The organism is Erythrobacter fulvus (assembly GCF_028595285.1).
GTDB classification, from domain to species: Bacteria; Pseudomonadota; Alphaproteobacteria; order Sphingomonadales; family Sphingomonadaceae; genus Erythrobacter; species Erythrobacter fulvus.
Genome location: NZ_JAQQXQ010000012.1, coordinates 13636 through 27599, shown reverse-complemented (window position 1 = coordinate 27599; position 13964 = coordinate 13636). Strand labels below are relative to the sequence as shown.

The following is a 13964-nucleotide window of genomic DNA, read 5'->3' as shown; positions in this document are numbered from 1 at the left end:
TTGCCCGGCTTGCGCTTGTCGCAATTGTCGAAAAAGAAAACGGGCCGCGCTGCAACAGCACGGCCCGCCGGCTTTCAGGTACCCTTACAACCCGTAACCGCCCCTAAAGCAGGACTACGGATCGGGCTAAAAACGAATCAGAGCGTCGCGACTCGACGGGTCAGGCGCGACATTTTCCGCGCCACAGTGTTCTTGTGCAGAACGCCGCGTGCAACACCGCGGGCCATTTCCGGCTGTGCAGCCTTGAGTGCTGCGGCAGCCGCTTCCTTGTCACCAGCTTCGCAGGCCGATTCGACCTTCTTGATGAAGCTGCGGATGCGGCTGATGCGCGCACCGTTGATTTCGGCGCGGGCGGCATTGCGGCGGATGCGCTTTTTGGCTTGCGGCGTATTGGCCATAATTCGTGTCTGTCTCGCGTTTGGTTCAGGCCGCCGGAAGCAGCCGGGAAAGATCTATCGGGTTGCTCGAAAAGGGGCGAGCGAACACGAAGTCCGACCGCCGGAAAGCGGCGCACATAGTCGCAGACGCTTGCGAGGTCAATGATTCCCTCACTTCTGGCAGGCGGGGCAGTACCAGGTGCTGCGTCCGCCTTGCGAGATCCGGCGGATAATTCCCCCGTCGTTGCGGCGGCATGGCTCGCCTTCCCGTCCATACACATCGAAGCTGCTGGCGAAATAGCCGAGTTCCCCGTCGGGTCGGGCGTAATCGCGCAAGGTCGAGCCACCGTCGCGGATCGAGGCTTCGAGCACATCGCGGATTGCCGGAACCAGACGCTGGAGCTGCGGACCCGACACCTTCCCTGCAGGCTTGGTCGGACGAATCCCCGCGCGCCATAAAGCCTCGCATACATAGATATTCCCGAGCCCGGCGACGATTCGCTGGTCGAGCAGGCAAAGTTTGATCGACTGGACCTTACCCTTCAGCGCAGCCTTGAGATGCGCGGCGCTTAATCCCGGGCCGAGCGGTTCGGGGCCCAGAGCGGCAAACTGGGGCCATGTGTCGAGCGCGTCGGTCCTGACCAGATCGACCGAGCCGAAGCGGCGCGGATCGCACAGCGCAAAGCGATGGCTGGCGGTCTCGAGCAGCAGGTGATCATGGGTTTCGGGCACCTCGGGGTCGATCCGCCAGCGGCCGCTCATTCCCAGATGGAAAATCATGGTCGCTCCGCGGTCGAGGTGCATCAGGCCGTATTTCGCACGTCGCGACAGCGCGCTGACAGTGGCTCCGGTCATCACCTGCACGAGATCGGCGGGGAAGGGACGGCGCAGGTCGGCGCGGTTCAGCGTCACGCGCGTGATCCGCTCGCCTTCGAGAAATCGGGCGAGCCCGCGCACGGTTGTTTCGACTTCGGGGAGTTCAGGCATTTCCAGCCCCCTCTAACACTCTTTGCCTTGGCGGCAATTCTCTCTAGGGAACGGTGCATGAGCGAAACCACCGACGAAACCGTATCCTTCGGCTATCAACAGGTCACCCCGCAGGAAAAGACCCGCAAAGTCGGCGAGGTCTTCTCCAGTGTCGCCCGCAAATATGACATCATGAACGATGCCATGTCGGGGGGCATGCACCGGTTGTGGAAGGACCGCTTCGTCAAGCGGGTGAAGCCCCAGCCGGGCGAGCAGATTCTCGACATGGCGGGCGGCACCGGCGACATTGCCTTCCGGATGGTGGCGAAGGGCGCACACATCACGGTTGCCGACATTAATCAGGACATGCTTGATGTCGGTGCAGAGCGAGCTTTGGAGCGCGGCGCGGGCGAGGGGGAGGGAAGTCTCGTCTTCACCTGTCAGAACGCTGAGAGCGTCAGTTTCCCGTCGAACACCTTCGATGCCTACACCATCGCCTTCGGGATCCGGAACGTCACCCATATCGATCGCGCGCTGGGCGAGGCCTTGCGTGTGCTGAAACCGGGCGGGCGGTTCTTCTGTCTGGAATTCTCGACCGTGGAATGGTCGGGGTTGAAAGAGGCTTACGATCTCTATTCCGACCACCTGCTGCCGCGCATGGGGCAGGCGATTGCGGGAGATGCTGATTCATACCGCTATCTCGCCGAATCGATCCGCAAGTTCCCGCCAATGCCCGCATTCGAGGCGATGATCCGCGCAGCAGGCTTTGCCAATACCCGCGTCGAGCCGATCATGGGCGGGCTTGTCGCGATCCATTCGGGGTGGAAGATCTAGGCCAGTGCCCTCTTCTGCAACGCATCTCATCCGCCTGGCGCGCTGGGGCGTGACGCTTGCCCGCAGGCGCGCGCTGGTGGGGATCGAGGACGATCCCAATGCCCCTGCCACGCTGCGACGACTGGTTCGGCTGGCGCGACTGGCAACGCTGACCGGCAAGCAGGGTACGCGCGATTATGCCGGCGCCTTCCGCGCCATCGGTCCAGCGGCAATCAAGCTTGGTCAGAGCCTTGCCACCCGCCCCGATCTGGTGGGCGATGAAGCTGCCAATAATCTGCTGTCCCTGCAGGACAGCCTGCCGCCGGTGCCCTTCGCCGAGATCCGCGCCGCGATCGAATCGAGCTTTGCCCAGCCGATCGAGAAACTGTTTTCCGAAATCGACTCCGAGCCCGTGGGTGCGGCCAGCATCGCCCAGGTGCACCGGGGTGTCACCACCGACGGGCGCAAGGTTGCGATCAAGGTGCTGCGCCCCGGCATCCGCGAGAAATTCGCCCGCGACATCCAGACCTATGAATGGGCGGCTGCCCATGTCGAGGCGATGGGTGGCGAGGCATCGCGCCTGCGCCCGCGCCTGACCATCGCCAATTTCAAGCGCTGGACCAATTCCGAGCTCGATTTGCGGCGTGAAGCGGCCTCGGCCAGCGAACTTGCCGAACAGATGGCCGGCGTGCCGGGCTACCGCATTCCGGCAGTCGACTGGGACCGGACCAATGGGCGGGTTCTCACGGTTGAATGGATCGACGGGATCAAGATCAGCCGCGTGGATGAACTGCAAGCACGCGGGCATGATCTGGCGGCGATCTCGGAACGCCTTGTCGTCAGCTTTCTGACGCAGGCGATCAGCGCCGGATTTTTCCATGCCGACATGCATCAGGGCAACCTGTTCGTGGAGGATGATGGCACCATCGTCGCGATCGATTTCGGGATCATGGGCCGGATCGACAGGCGCGCGCGGCAATGGCTGGCGGAGATTCTTTACGGGCTCACCACCGGCAATTACCAGCGCGTCGCGGAAATCCATTTCGAGGCGCAATATGTGCCGAGCTACCACTCGGTCGGCGAATTCGCCACGGCACTGCGGGCGGTCGGCGAGCCGATGCGCGGCAAGCCGGTGAAGGAGCTTTCCGTGGGCCAGATGCTCGACGGCCTGTTCGCGATCACCCGCGATTTCGACATGCAGACCCAGCCGCACCTGCTGCTGCTGCAAAAGACGATGGTCATGGTTGAAGGCATCGCGACCCAGCTCAATCCAGACATCAATATGTGGGATACCGCCGCGCCCTATGTACGCAGTTGGATCCGTGATGAACTGGGGCCGGAAGCGGCGCTGGCCGACCGGCTCAAGCAGGACACCGAAACCCTGCTGCGCCTGCCCGGCCTCATACGCCGGGTTGAAGAGATGTTCCCGCCCAAAGGCGGCGCGCCAGAACCGCCGCCGCTGCCGGACATTCCGCTTATCACCGACAAGCGCGAAGGGCGCGGTTGGCTTGGATATGTCGCCGCCGGTCTCGTTGGTGCGGGCGCTGTGTGGGGCGCACTCGCAGCTGGCTTGCTCGGCTAGCGACGAGCTTGGGCATGCGCGGCACCCACCAGCGGGAGCAGCCGGGATCGAACGGCTCGGCTGTAGCGCGATTGCTGTCGCGGTGGGACAGGCTCGACCATCCGCTCAGACACCTCCCGCGCGCTGCGGCGATTTTGGTCGCGGTGTTGCTCATGGCGGCAATGGGATGGACCATCGGTGCCGCGACACCGGTGGACCAGGCCGAGAAAGACTGGGTCGCGGCGACCTCTGATGGGTCAGGCGGCGATCTTGCACTCTATCAACGCATGGCGGAGCGCGTGATAGCGGGCGAGGATTACTATCCCGCAGTCATGGAAGAGCATCGGGCGCGCGATTATCCTGTGCGGCCATTCGTTGCGGTCCGTCCGCCGACATTGGCGATGCTGCATGGGTTCATCGGGGTGGACGGCGCCCGATATGTGGCGCTGGCTTTGCTTCTGGCGTGCGGGTTTCTGGTCTATCTCCGGCTGGAGCATCGGGTCGGAATGGCCGAACGGATTGCCGCTATGGTGATGCTGGTGCTGGGGGGCGCGGCGACGTTCATGCCGCAATCGGGCCTGATCCATGAACTTTTTGCCGGCTTGCTGTTGAGTCTCGCGCTGCTGCTGTACCGGCCCGAGCGCTGGTGGCCGAGCCTGTTGCTGGCCGGTTTTGCCCTTGCGGTTCGGGAATTGTCGACCGCTTTCGTGATGCTCTGGCTGGTCTTTGCCTTGGCGGATCGGCGTTGGCGCGAAGTTGCGGCGCTGTCGGGTTCGCTGGTCCTGTTCGCAATCGGCATGATGTTGCATGCTCGGGGCATCGCCGTGCTTTTGCAGCCCGGTGACCCGCCCTCGCCCGGGTGGAGCGCAATGCAGGGTTACGGGCTGCCGGTGCTCGCATTGTTGCGCCTTTCGGGGCTTGCTCTGCTGCCGCTTGCCCTCGCGGCGCCGCTGACCCTGCTGCCCTTATTCGGGTGGATCGGTCTTGGCGGGCGGTTTGGGCTGTTCGCCACCCTGTGGTTCATCGGCCTCTTCACCATTATGGCGCTGTTCGCGCGGGTGGACAATTTCTACTGGGCGCAGATGGTGCTTCCTGCCTACGCTGCCGGCTTCGCGTTTGCGCCGCGGGCGCTGGCAGATCTGGCATATGCTGTCATTGGCAGGCGGAAAGGCGCCCTTAACCAGACTTTGCCATGATTGCCGCTTGCAGTATGAAACCGACACACGAAGAATGCCTCAACGGCACCCGGAAATGAGCTAAGCGAAAGATCATGGCGAGCACTCCTCATATCCTGCTGGTCGTCGGCGGCGGCATCGCAGCCTACAAGGCGTGCGAACTAGTGCGCCTGATCCGGAAGGGTGGAGGCAGCGTCACCTGCGTCGTCACCAAGGGCGGGCAGCAATTCGTTACCCCGATGGCGCTGGCCGCGCTGAGCGAGAATCAGGTTTATACCAACCTCTTCGATCTCAAGAACGAGGCGGAGATGGGGCATATCCAGTTGAGCCGCGAGGCCGATCTGGTGGTCGTCTGCCCCGCTACCGCCGATCTCATGGCCAAGATGGCGAACGGCATCGCCGACGATCTGGCGACCACGCTGATCCTGGCCACCGACAAGCCGGTAATGGCAGTCCCCGCGATGAACGTGCGGATGTGGGAGCATGAGGCGACCCAGCGTAATGTCGCGTTGCTCAAGGCTGCCGGGGTGACCGTGCTCGATCCCGACGAAGGCCCCATGGCCTGCGGTGAATTCGGTTATGGCCGCCTGCCCGAACCCGAGACAATCTGGCACGTCATCGCCGACCATTTCGGTATCGCGGTGCCTGAAGCCGAGCCAGCGCGGCTTACCGCGAACGAACGTCAGGCAATCCCCGTCGAGGCACTTGAGCCCGAAGACGAGGAAGCGGTCGAGGATGAAGGAGCACCGGCGGCGGTAGGCGGTCTTGGCGGCTTGCTGGCGCGGATCATCCCGCGTTCGACGGCCAAACGCACCCATGAGGACATCGAAGCGGAATATCAGGATCTGCCCGAACCTGAAGGCGAGGATATCCCCGAGGCGGAAGAGCCCGCGCCCGACTTCGCACCCGATCTTGGGGGGCCCTTGCTGGCGCGGAAGGGCAAGGCCAGCGCGGCGCCGCCGATCGATGCGGGCGCCATCAACCACGAAGTCGATCCGCGCAAATCTGCCCCCGAAACGCTTGCGCCTGCGACCCCGGAAGAGGTCGAGGCGATGCTGGGCGAGGTGCCCGAGGGCGCAGATTTCGGTCTGCCCGCCGATCACCGCCCGCTGGCAGATCGCCATGTTCTGGTGACGGCCGGTCCGACATGGGAAGCGATCGACCCGGTGCGCTATATCGCCAACCGTTCGAGCGGAAAGCAGGGCTTTGCCATTGCGGCTGCCGCCGCTGCGCTGGGTGCAAAGGTGACGCTGGTCGCAGGGCCGGTTTCGCTGCGGACGCCTGCCGGGGTCAATCGAGTCGACGTGGAGAGCGCGGAAGACATGGCCCGTGCGGTCAAGGTGGCGCTTCCCGCCGACGTGGCAGTGATGGTTGCTGCCGTCGCCGACTGGCGTCCCAAGGAATATCGCGGCGAAAAGATCAAGAAGCGCGGCTCTGCCCCGCCGGCGCTGATGCTGGCCGAAAACCCCGACATCCTCACCAATCTCGCCACCGGGGGCAACCGCCCGGAACTGGTGATCGGCTTTGCTGCCGAAACCGAAAATGTGATCGAAAACGCCAAGCAGAAGCGGAAGCGCAAGGTTGCCGACTGGATCGTGGCCAATGATGTTTCCGGCGACGTGATGGGCGGCGACCGGAACCGGGTTCATATCGTCAGCGCCGACGGTGTCGAAACGCTCGACGAAATGCCGAAGAGCGCGGTTGCCATGGCGCTGGCAGAACGTATCGCAGCCAGCCTCAAGGTCGAGGCCGCAGAGTGAGCATCCCCGTTCAGGTCAAACGTCTAGCCCATGGAGCGGGTTTGCCTTTGCCGGCCTATGCAACTTCCGGCGCGGCGGGAATGGACGCCGTCAGCGCCGAAGATGTGACGATCGTACCCGGTTCGCGTCATGCGGTGGCAACCGGCCTCGCCCTGGCGATCCCGGAAGGCTACGAGATCCAGGTGCGTCCGCGCTCGGGCCTTGCTCTCAAGCATGGCATCACGGTGCCGAACACGCCCGGCACGATCGACAGCGATTATCGCGGCGAGCTGAAGGTGATCCTGATCAATCACGGCACGGATCCCTTTGTTATCGCGCGTGGTGACCGGGTGGCCCAACTGGTGCTTGCACCGGTCGTGCAGGCGACCTGGGAAGAGGTCGAGGAGCTCGACGCGACGACACGCGGGGAGGGTGGCTTCGGTTCCACCGGAGGACACGCGAAGCTCTGAACTGGCGCGCGTTCGTTGCCAGACCCTGCGCACGAAAAAGGCGGCGCGATCCCCTGCGCCGCCTTCTCGTTCCCGTCCAAGGGTCTCTTGAGATTGCGTCTACACCATCAATTGGCTTCGCGCACGGTCTTTTCGTCATCGCGGATGGTAATCCGCAGCGTTTCGCCCGAATGGCCGGGGAAATCGGTAAAGATCGCGTCGACGAGATTGGGCACCAGCCGCGGCAGACGGTTAGAGCGCGACACCGCCTCGGCCTTGCCTTCGAAGAGGCGCTGGCCATCGGCTGTACGATCGATCTTCAATTCGATGCCGCTGGTATAGACCGTGTAGCTGCGCACATTCGGACCGGCGAGCCACGGATCATTGAAACCGAAGCCCCAACGACCGAAACCGCCACCCCACGGGCCCCAAGGTCCCCAGGGGCCACCGGCGAAGCCCACGCCCGGATCGGTGCGCACACGTTCACGCCCATTATCGATCCGATAGTCGAACCGGACCAGCATATCGGCGGTTTCAGGCGAGGCCGCCCGGGCATAGCCGAGCTGCTGCATTTCTTCAGCGACCGCATTTGCATAGGTGGCAAATTCGAGCCCGCCCGCTAGCTTCGGGTCTTCCGGCACCACGGCGAAGGTCTGGCCCTGCGGTGCGGGTAGCGGCACGGCAAAGCGCGACACATCAGCCTGAAAGGGCGTCGCGCAGGCAGAAAGACTGGCGGCAAGCGCCAACGGCAATCCGATGCGGGCGAGAGATCTGAAAAACGGCATGGCAGTCAACATGACACAACCCTTGTTCTGTCACCAGTGCGATGATGGCAATGGTGCGTGTGCGCGAGATGATAGACGATAGGCCTGAACGGGGATTGAATATTCGCCGCCGACATGCCTCGCTTCGTCGCAATGCCCAGCGGGCTTAGTGCCGCACCAGCCCCAGTGCACGATAGGCCGCATTCAGGGTCGGGACGCCGCGTTCGCGGGCCTTCGCAGCCCCGCGCGCGAGGATCGCGTCGAGCGCTTCGGCATCCTCCTTCAATTGGCGGAAGCGTGCGCCGATCGGGCCGAGTGTTTCAACCAGCAGCTCGCCCAGCGCAGGCTTGAAAGCGCCAAAGCCCTGACCGCCGAATTGGGCCAGCACGGCGGCCGGCTCCTGTCCTGCCAGTGCGGCGAAGATGCCGACAAGGTTCGCCGCCTCGGGGCGACCATCCAGTCCGGCAACCTCGGAAGGCAGCGGTTCCGGGTCGGTCTTGGCCTTCTTCACCTTCTGCATGATGGTGTCGGCATCGTCGACGAGATTGATGCGGCTCATTTCCGAAGGATCGGATTTGCTCATCTTGGCGGTCCCGTCGCGCAGGCTCATGATGCGCGCAGCCTCGCCTGGGATGATCGGTTCGGGCAGGGTGAAGACCGGTGCGTCCTCCGTGCAGAAGTCGTTGTTGAACTTCTGTGCAATGTCACGCGCCAGCTCGAGGTGTTGCTTCTGGTCTTCGCCCACGGGCACGTGCGTCGCTTGATAGAGCAGCACGTCAGCGGCCTGCAGCACCGGGTAGGTGAAAAGCGCGACCGATTGGCCTTCGCGGTTTTTTCCGGCCTTGTCCTTCCACTGGGTCATCCGGTTGAGCCAACCCATGCGGGCGGTGCCGTTGAGTAACCATTGCAGCTCGGCATGGGCAGGCACTTGCGCCTGATTGAACAGAACCGAGCGATCCGGGTCGATCCCGCAGGCCACCAGTGCGGCTGCCATTTCGAGCGTCGCGGCGCGCAGGCCGGCAGGGTCGTGCGGCTGAGAGAGCGCGTGCAGGTCCGCAAGGAAAAAGAGACACTCGCTCCCCTCTTCCATCTCGTCCTGCATCCGCACCCAGTTACGGATCGCGCCCAGATAATTGCCGAGATGGAGATTGCCGGTGGGCTGGATGCCGGAAACGACCCGCATGATGGTGAATATCCTTCGTGTTTAAGACTGGCGGCGCATTAGGCGCTGCACCGTCGCCTTGTCGAGTATTCCGAGGATGACCGCGCCGGCGCCATAAGTGGCGAGGCTGACCAGCCCGATGGCGGCAATCGCCATCAGCTTCTCGGGAGTGGTGCCGTCCAGCCACGGTGCAATCGCCTGCATGAGCGCGAACAGAGCGGCGCCCATCACTCCGGATGCGAGTGCGATGCGTGCGAGACGCCCCAGCACTCGCGCCGGCAACCGGAAGAACCCGCGCCGCGCCAGGATCGTGCCCAGCAGCAGGATATTGACCCATGCCCCGATCGCCCCTGCCAGCGCGAGGCCGACCACGCCAAGAATGGGTACCAGCGTCAGGTTCATTCCGATCGTCACGACGAGACTGGCGGCCGCCGTATAAACCGGTGTCTTCGTATCGGCGCGCGCGAAGAAGTTGGGGGTCAGCACCTTGACCAGCACGTAGGCAGGCAGACCCACCACCAACGCGGACACAACCATCCCGGTCACACGCGCATCCTCCGGCGTGAAGGCCTGCCCCTGCATGAAGACCTTTACGAAGGCCGAGCCCGAAATGAACAAGGCGACGGCGCAGGGGAGGGTCAGCAGCATCGCCAGTTCGATCGCGTTGGCTTGCAACCGGACCGCCTCTTCGTCTTCGGAACGGCTGATGTAGCGCGACAACGCGGGCAGGATCGCGGTGCCCAGCGCGATGCCGATGATGCCGAGCGGCAACTGGTTCCAGCGGTCGGCCATTGCCATATAGGTAAGGCTGCCGTCGGGTAGGCCGCGGATGAAGGCGAGGTCGATGAAGCGGCTGATCTGGTAAACCCCGGCACCGAACACCGCGGGCACGATCAGCGCGCCCATTTCTTTCACCCGGGCTGTCAGCTTCGGCCTTCCGCGCGGGATGCGGAAGCCTGCGCGGCGCATGAACCAATACAGCCAAACCAGCTGCAACACGCCGCTGACCGAGACCGCAATCGCCAGCCCGATGCCGGTCGCTGCGCGCGTGGCCTCGCCCGCGGGCTGCAACGCGCCCCATGCCAGCGCCGTCAGCAGGCAGATGTTCAGCAGGATCGGCGCGGCGGCAGCCGCGGCAAAGCGCGACAGCGAGTTGAGGATCGCTGCGACCAGCGTCGCAAGGCTCATGAACATCAGGTACGGGAACGCGATGCGCCCCATGGTCACGGCCAGATCATAGGTCGCCGCATCGCCGCGCAATTTGGCATTGGCGAAGGCCCAGAGCACCCAGGGCATCGCCAGCATCATCACCGCGCCGAACACCACGAGGATCGGCAGCAGCACTGCAAGCACCTCGCCGGCAAAGCGCTTTGCCTCGCTTTCGCCTTCGGTCATGTGGCGATTGAACAGCGGCACAAAAGCGCTCGCAAAGGCGCCCTCTGCGAACAGGCGGCGGAACAGGTTGGGCAGTTGGAACGCCAGCTGCCACGCATCCGCCACGCCGCCCGCGCCGAGTACGCGGGCAAGCATGATATCGCGGGCAAATCCGAACACCCGGCTGACCAGCGTCAGCGCGCCGATCGTCCCGACATTCTTGAGCAGGCTCATGGCTTGTGCCCGCGTCCTGTGCGGATCAGGAGTTGCCGGTCACCGGCGCGATCGGATCGCCGCCCGCGGCTTCCTCGGCACGGCGCGCCTGAAGGCGTTGCACGTACAGCCCGTTGAAGTCGATCGGATCGAGCATCAGCGGCGGGAAACCGGCGTCGCGCACGGCATCGGCCACCACGCGGCGGGCAAACGGGAACAGCAGGCGCGGCGCTTCCGCATAGAGGAAGGCATGGGCCTGTTCCTCGGGGATGTTGCGCATGCCCACCAGGCCGCAATAGGCCAGATCGACGATGTAGGCCTTGCCGCCCTGCGAGGAGGCGGTCAGGGTCATCTTCAGCGTCACTTCGTGAACGTCACTGCTCACGCTTTCCGCGCCGATATTGAACTGGATGTCGATCTGTGGCGCGTCGGGCCACTGGTAGACATCGGGCGCGTTCGGGTTCTCGACCGAAAGATCCTTCACATATTGCGTCAGCAGGCTGACCGCGGGCTGCGTATCAGCGCCGTTGGGTTTGCCTTGTCCGGCACCGGCATTGTCGAGATCGGTGAGCACGCCTTCTTCGTCGGCCATCGGTTATTTATCTTTCAATTCGGGTAACAGGAATTGCGCCGGATGCATGGCATACACCGCTCCGGAGCCACCGCGCGCGCCTAGCAGGCGGAGCGACACCTCGCAACCGCGCCCGCACGACAAAGATTCAGGACGTGCGGCAACCTATCGGACGTTGGCGAATTGTAATCAGTGCCTATTTAAGGCAGGGTACCGGCTTTACGGCGTTTGTCTGTCCGTGGGGTCGCCCGAACGCCAAACGCAGATCGGATTTGTCTAGTGCTTGAAATCGTTCTCCTCGCCATGGTTGCCGCGTTTCTCGGCCTGCGCCTGTATTCGGTGCTCGGACGCCGCGCCGAGCACGAAGAGGAATCAGTGCCGCAGCGCTTCGAGTCGGAGGACAAGCCGGCCGGGATCGTTCGTCCCGCGCAGGCAACCCCGGTCGTGCCCGCCCGTCCGGTGGAGCTGGAAGGCGTCATGCCTGCGGTTGAGCGCGGCATCCGTGAAATTGCCGCTGCCGACAGCCGCTTCAACCTTGCCCAATTCCTCGAAGGCGCACGCGGTGCTTACCAGATGGTGCTCGAAGCCTTCTGGAACGGCGACCGCGAGACCCTGCGCGAGCTGTGTGACGACGATGTCTATGCCGGCTTTGTCGCAGCAATCGAAGCGCGCGAGGCAGCGGGCGAAACGCTCGACAACACGCTGATCCGGATTGAGGAAACCCGCATCCACTCGGCCTCGCTCGACGGACGCATGGCGCGCATTGCGGTGCTGTTCGTTGCCGATATCGCAGCCGTGACCCGCGACAAGGACGGCAATGTGATCGCTGGATCGCTCGACGATGCGATCGAAAGCCGCGATGTCTGGACCTTCTCGCGCAATACCAGCGCGCGTGATCCCAACTGGCTGCTCGACGAAACCGACGAAGGGTAAGTTTGCGCGGGGCACTATGCCTCGCCTGCTGCCGAAGGAGCGCATGATGCGGCCCGTTCTGGCCCTCGCGATGCTGGTGATGCTGGCGGGCTGCGGGCGGATCATTCCGCAAGGCAGCCTTCCGTCGCCTGCTGTCACCGCTCCTGTCGCGCCAGTCGCCGCCAATGCTGTGCTGGCGGGCATTGTTCTCGGCCCCTCGCTCGCTGCACTTTCCGTGGACGATAACGACGCGGCTGCCGCGCTTGCGAGTTTTGTCGAATCCTGCCCCAAACTGCTGGCCCGTGAGGATGCGAGTGGTCTGACGCGCGCCGAGGACTGGCGCATGCCCTGCGCCGCCGCCCGCAGCTGGCCGCGTGCCCGCGCTCGCGGATTTTTCACCGAACAGTTCGCCGCGGTGCAGGTCGGAGACGGCAGTGCCTTTGCTACCGGTTATTTCGAGCCCGAGATCATGGGAAGCCGGAACCGTCGCCCCGGCTTCGAAGTGCCTGTCTATGGCCTCCCCTCCGATCTGGTCCGCGCATGGCCCGAGGATGTCCCGCCGACCGAGCGCACAGGGAGGCCTCCTTTAGGCCGTTACGACCAACAGGGCCGTTTCGTGCTGTACCATGACCGTGCGGAGATCGAGGGCGGGGCGCTTGACGGAAAGGCTCCCGTGATCGCCTACGCCGCCGATCCGGTCGAGTTTTTCTTCCTCCAGATCCAGGGATCGGGCCGGTTACGCACGCCTGAAGGCGAAGTCATCCGCATCGGCTATGCCGGGCAGAACGGGCGCGAATACACCGGTATCGGCGGTGTCATGCGCCGGCAGGGCCTGCTGGGCGAAGGGCCGGGCAAGTATCCCGGATCGATGCAGGGGATCATGGCCTATATCCGCGAAAACCCCCGCGATGGCCGCGAACTGATGCAGCTGAACAAGAGCTGGGTGTTCTTCCGCGAGCTCGACGGAGACGGACCGCTGGGCGCGCTGGGCGTGCCGGTGCGGCGCGAAAGCTCGGTCGCCGCCGACCCTGCCTTTGTCCCGCTGGGCGCACCTGTGTGGCTTGAGATGGACCGGCCCGAGGCTTCGGGAATGTGGATCGCGCAAGATACGGGCGGGGCGATCAAGGGCGCGAACCGCTTTGACACCTTCTGGGGCGCGGGCGAAGATGCGCGCAGGATTGCGGGCGGCATGAGCGCGCGTGGCCGGGCTTTCGTGCTGCTTCCGCGCGAGGCAGCCGCAAGGCTGGGCGCGAGCGCGCGATGAGGTTTCCCAGGGGCCTGACAGCAGGCGAACAGGCGGCCTGGGCCCATCTTGCCCACAGCGTCACGCCATTGCCCGGGCGCAAGCGTCCCGATCCTGTGCCGCCGGCCAAGGCCGCAAACCCATCCCCGCCGACAGCGGCCACGCCGGTTGCGGTGACCAAGCCCGCGCCTGCGCCCAAGCCGCGCCGCCTGCCGCCCGCACCGCCGCCACCCGCGATCCCCGGCGAACTCGATTCGCATTGGGAACGGCGGATGAAGGGCGGGAGGATCGTGCCTGACCTGACGCTCGACCTGCATGGCCACACGCTCGATACCGCCTATGACAGAATCATGGCCGGGCTCGATCAGGCGCGGATGATGGACGCGCGGGTGGTGCTGGTGATTGCCGGACGTGCCCGCCCGGTCGATCCCGCCGACCGGATGGAGCGGCGCGGTGCTATCCGCGCCAAGCTGCTCGACTGGCTCGCCGCAAGTCGTCACGCAGAGGCGATCGGCGCGGTCCGCAAGGCACATATCCGCCATGGCGGCGAGGGTGCGCTTTATCTGATCCTCAAACGCCGCAGCTGAAGCGCCGACAGCAAAAGCCGGACTAACGGTATTTGTCATGCACATGACAGGGCATGTG

14 protein-coding genes are annotated in these 13964 nt (G+C 64.3%); 8 read left to right on the top strand and 6 right to left on the bottom strand.

Going from position 1 to position 13964, the window contains the following annotated elements:
• Window positions 1–137: 137 nt before the first annotated feature.
• On the bottom strand, window positions 138–398 hold the full coding sequence (rpsT, locus tag OIK40_RS13515; protein ID WP_273678879.1) for a 30S ribosomal protein S20: 261 nt from the start codon (window positions 396–398) through the stop codon (window positions 138–140).
• A 150-nt stretch (window positions 399–548) separates the two neighbouring features.
• Window positions 549–1364 (bottom strand): bifunctional DNA-formamidopyrimidine glycosylase/DNA-(apurinic or apyrimidinic site) lyase, encoded by an 816-nt coding sequence (mutM, locus tag OIK40_RS13510; protein ID WP_273678878.1) that lies wholly within the window; start codon window positions 1362–1364, stop codon window positions 549–551.
• 57 nt (window positions 1365–1421) lie between these two features.
• Between mutM and OIK40_RS13505 the strand changes: the two genes are divergently transcribed.
• The 5 genes from OIK40_RS13505 to dut all read left to right on the top strand — a co-directional run bounded on the left by OIK40_RS13505 (window position 1422) and on the right by dut (window position 7101).
• Window positions 1422–2177, top strand: a complete 756-nt coding sequence (locus OIK40_RS13505; RefSeq protein WP_273678877.1) for a class I SAM-dependent methyltransferase — start codon at window positions 1422–1424, stop codon at window positions 2175–2177.
• Between the two features lie 4 nt (window positions 2178–2181).
• On the top strand, window positions 2182–3738 hold the full coding sequence (ubiB, locus tag OIK40_RS13500) for a 2-polyprenylphenol 6-hydroxylase (RefSeq protein ID WP_273678876.1): 1557 nt from the start codon (window positions 2182–2184) through the stop codon (window positions 3736–3738).
• Between the two features lie 14 nt (window positions 3739–3752).
• Entirely contained in the window at window positions 3753–4913 is a 1161-nt protein-coding gene (locus tag OIK40_RS13495; protein ID WP_273678875.1) for a hypothetical protein, read from the top strand.
• Window positions 4914–4987: 74 nt separating this feature from the next.
• Window positions 4988–6652, top strand: a complete 1665-nt coding sequence (locus OIK40_RS13490; RefSeq protein WP_273678874.1) for a bifunctional phosphopantothenoylcysteine decarboxylase/phosphopantothenate synthase — start codon at window positions 4988–4990, stop codon at window positions 6650–6652.
• The gene (dut, locus tag OIK40_RS13485) at window positions 6649–7101 is read left to right on the top strand and encodes a dUTP diphosphatase (RefSeq protein WP_273678873.1); all 453 of its coding nucleotides are present in this window, start codon (window positions 6649–6651) and stop codon (window positions 7099–7101) included. The genes OIK40_RS13490 and dut overlap by 4 nt, the downstream gene beginning before the upstream one ends.
• Before the next feature lie 107 nt (window positions 7102–7208).
• Here dut and OIK40_RS13480 read toward each other — a convergent pair whose 3' ends face one another.
• From OIK40_RS13480 to secB, 4 genes are all read right to left on the bottom strand, one after another.
• A complete protein-coding gene (locus OIK40_RS13480; RefSeq protein WP_273678872.1) occupies window positions 7209–7877 on the bottom strand; it encodes a DUF4136 domain-containing protein in 669 nt (222 codons plus the stop codon).
• A gap of 133 nt (window positions 7878–8010) precedes the next feature.
• Window positions 8011–9027, bottom strand: a complete 1017-nt coding sequence (gene trpS, locus OIK40_RS13475) for a tryptophan--tRNA ligase (RefSeq protein WP_273678871.1) — start codon at window positions 9025–9027, stop codon at window positions 8011–8013.
• A 21-nt stretch (window positions 9028–9048) separates the two neighbouring features.
• Entirely contained in the window at window positions 9049–10614 is a 1566-nt protein-coding gene (gene murJ, locus OIK40_RS13470; protein WP_273678870.1) for a murein biosynthesis integral membrane protein MurJ, read from the bottom strand.
• A gap of 25 nt (window positions 10615–10639) precedes the next feature.
• Window positions 10640–11185: a protein-export chaperone SecB gene (secB, locus tag OIK40_RS13465; RefSeq protein WP_273678869.1), complete on the bottom strand. Its 546-nt coding sequence runs from the start codon at window positions 11183–11185 to the stop codon at window positions 10640–10642.
• Window positions 11186–11467: 282 nt separating this feature from the next.
• On the opposite strand from secB, the gene OIK40_RS13460 reads away from it, so the two are divergent.
• The 3 genes from OIK40_RS13460 to OIK40_RS13450 are packed head-to-tail and all read left to right on the top strand — an operon-like array spanning window position 11468 to window position 13906.
• Complete coding sequence (locus tag OIK40_RS13460) at window positions 11468–12097, top strand: Tim44/TimA family putative adaptor protein (RefSeq protein ID WP_374211817.1); 630 nt, start codon at window positions 11468–11470, stop codon at window positions 12095–12097.
• 46 nt (window positions 12098–12143) lie between these two features.
• Window positions 12144–13340 carry a murein transglycosylase A gene (mltA, locus tag OIK40_RS13455; RefSeq protein WP_273678934.1) on the top strand — a complete coding sequence of 399 codons (1197 nt, stop codon included), beginning with the start codon at window positions 12144–12146 and terminating at the stop codon, window positions 13338–13340.
• Window positions 13337–13906: a Smr/MutS family protein gene (locus OIK40_RS13450; RefSeq protein WP_273678868.1), complete on the top strand. Its 570-nt coding sequence runs from the start codon at window positions 13337–13339 to the stop codon at window positions 13904–13906. Before mltA ends, OIK40_RS13450 begins: the two co-directional genes overlap by 4 nt.
• Window positions 13907–13964 lie beyond the last annotated feature (58 nt).

Excerpts from the sequence above, each read along its gene's own strand:
- mutM (WP_273678878.1), bottom strand. The coding sequence starts at position 1,364 with ATGCCTGAACTCCCCGAAGTCGAAACAACCGTGCGCGGGCTCGCCCGA.
- murJ (WP_273678870.1), bottom strand. The coding sequence starts at position 10,614 with ATGAGCCTGCTCAAGAATGTCGGGACGATCGGCGCGCTGACGCTGGTC.
- mltA (WP_273678934.1), top strand. The coding sequence starts at position 12,144 with ATGCGGCCCGTTCTGGCCCTCGCGATGCTGGTGATGCTGGCGGGCTGC.
- trpS (WP_273678871.1), bottom strand. The coding sequence starts at position 9,027 with ATGCGGGTCGTTTCCGGCATCCAGCCCACCGGCAATCTCCATCTCGGC.
- secB (WP_273678869.1), bottom strand. The coding sequence starts at position 11,185 with ATGGCCGACGAAGAAGGCGTGCTCACCGATCTCGACAATGCCGGTGCC.
- rpsT (WP_273678879.1), bottom strand. The coding sequence starts at position 398 with ATGGCCAATACGCCGCAAGCCAAAAAGCGCATCCGCCGCAATGCCGCC.
- OIK40_RS13490 (WP_273678874.1), top strand. The coding sequence starts at position 4,988 with ATGGCGAGCACTCCTCATATCCTGCTGGTCGTCGGCGGCGGCATCGCA.
- OIK40_RS13495 (WP_273678875.1), top strand. The coding sequence starts at position 3,753 with ATGCGCGGCACCCACCAGCGGGAGCAGCCGGGATCGAACGGCTCGGCT.
- OIK40_RS13460 (WP_374211817.1), top strand. The coding sequence starts at position 11,468 with ATGGTTGCCGCGTTTCTCGGCCTGCGCCTGTATTCGGTGCTCGGACGC.
- OIK40_RS13450 (WP_273678868.1), top strand. The coding sequence starts at position 13,337 with ATGAGGTTTCCCAGGGGCCTGACAGCAGGCGAACAGGCGGCCTGGGCC.
- OIK40_RS13505 (WP_273678877.1), top strand. The coding sequence starts at position 1,422 with ATGAGCGAAACCACCGACGAAACCGTATCCTTCGGCTATCAACAGGTC.
- OIK40_RS13480 (WP_273678872.1), bottom strand. The coding sequence starts at position 7,877 with ATGTTGACTGCCATGCCGTTTTTCAGATCTCTCGCCCGCATCGGATTG.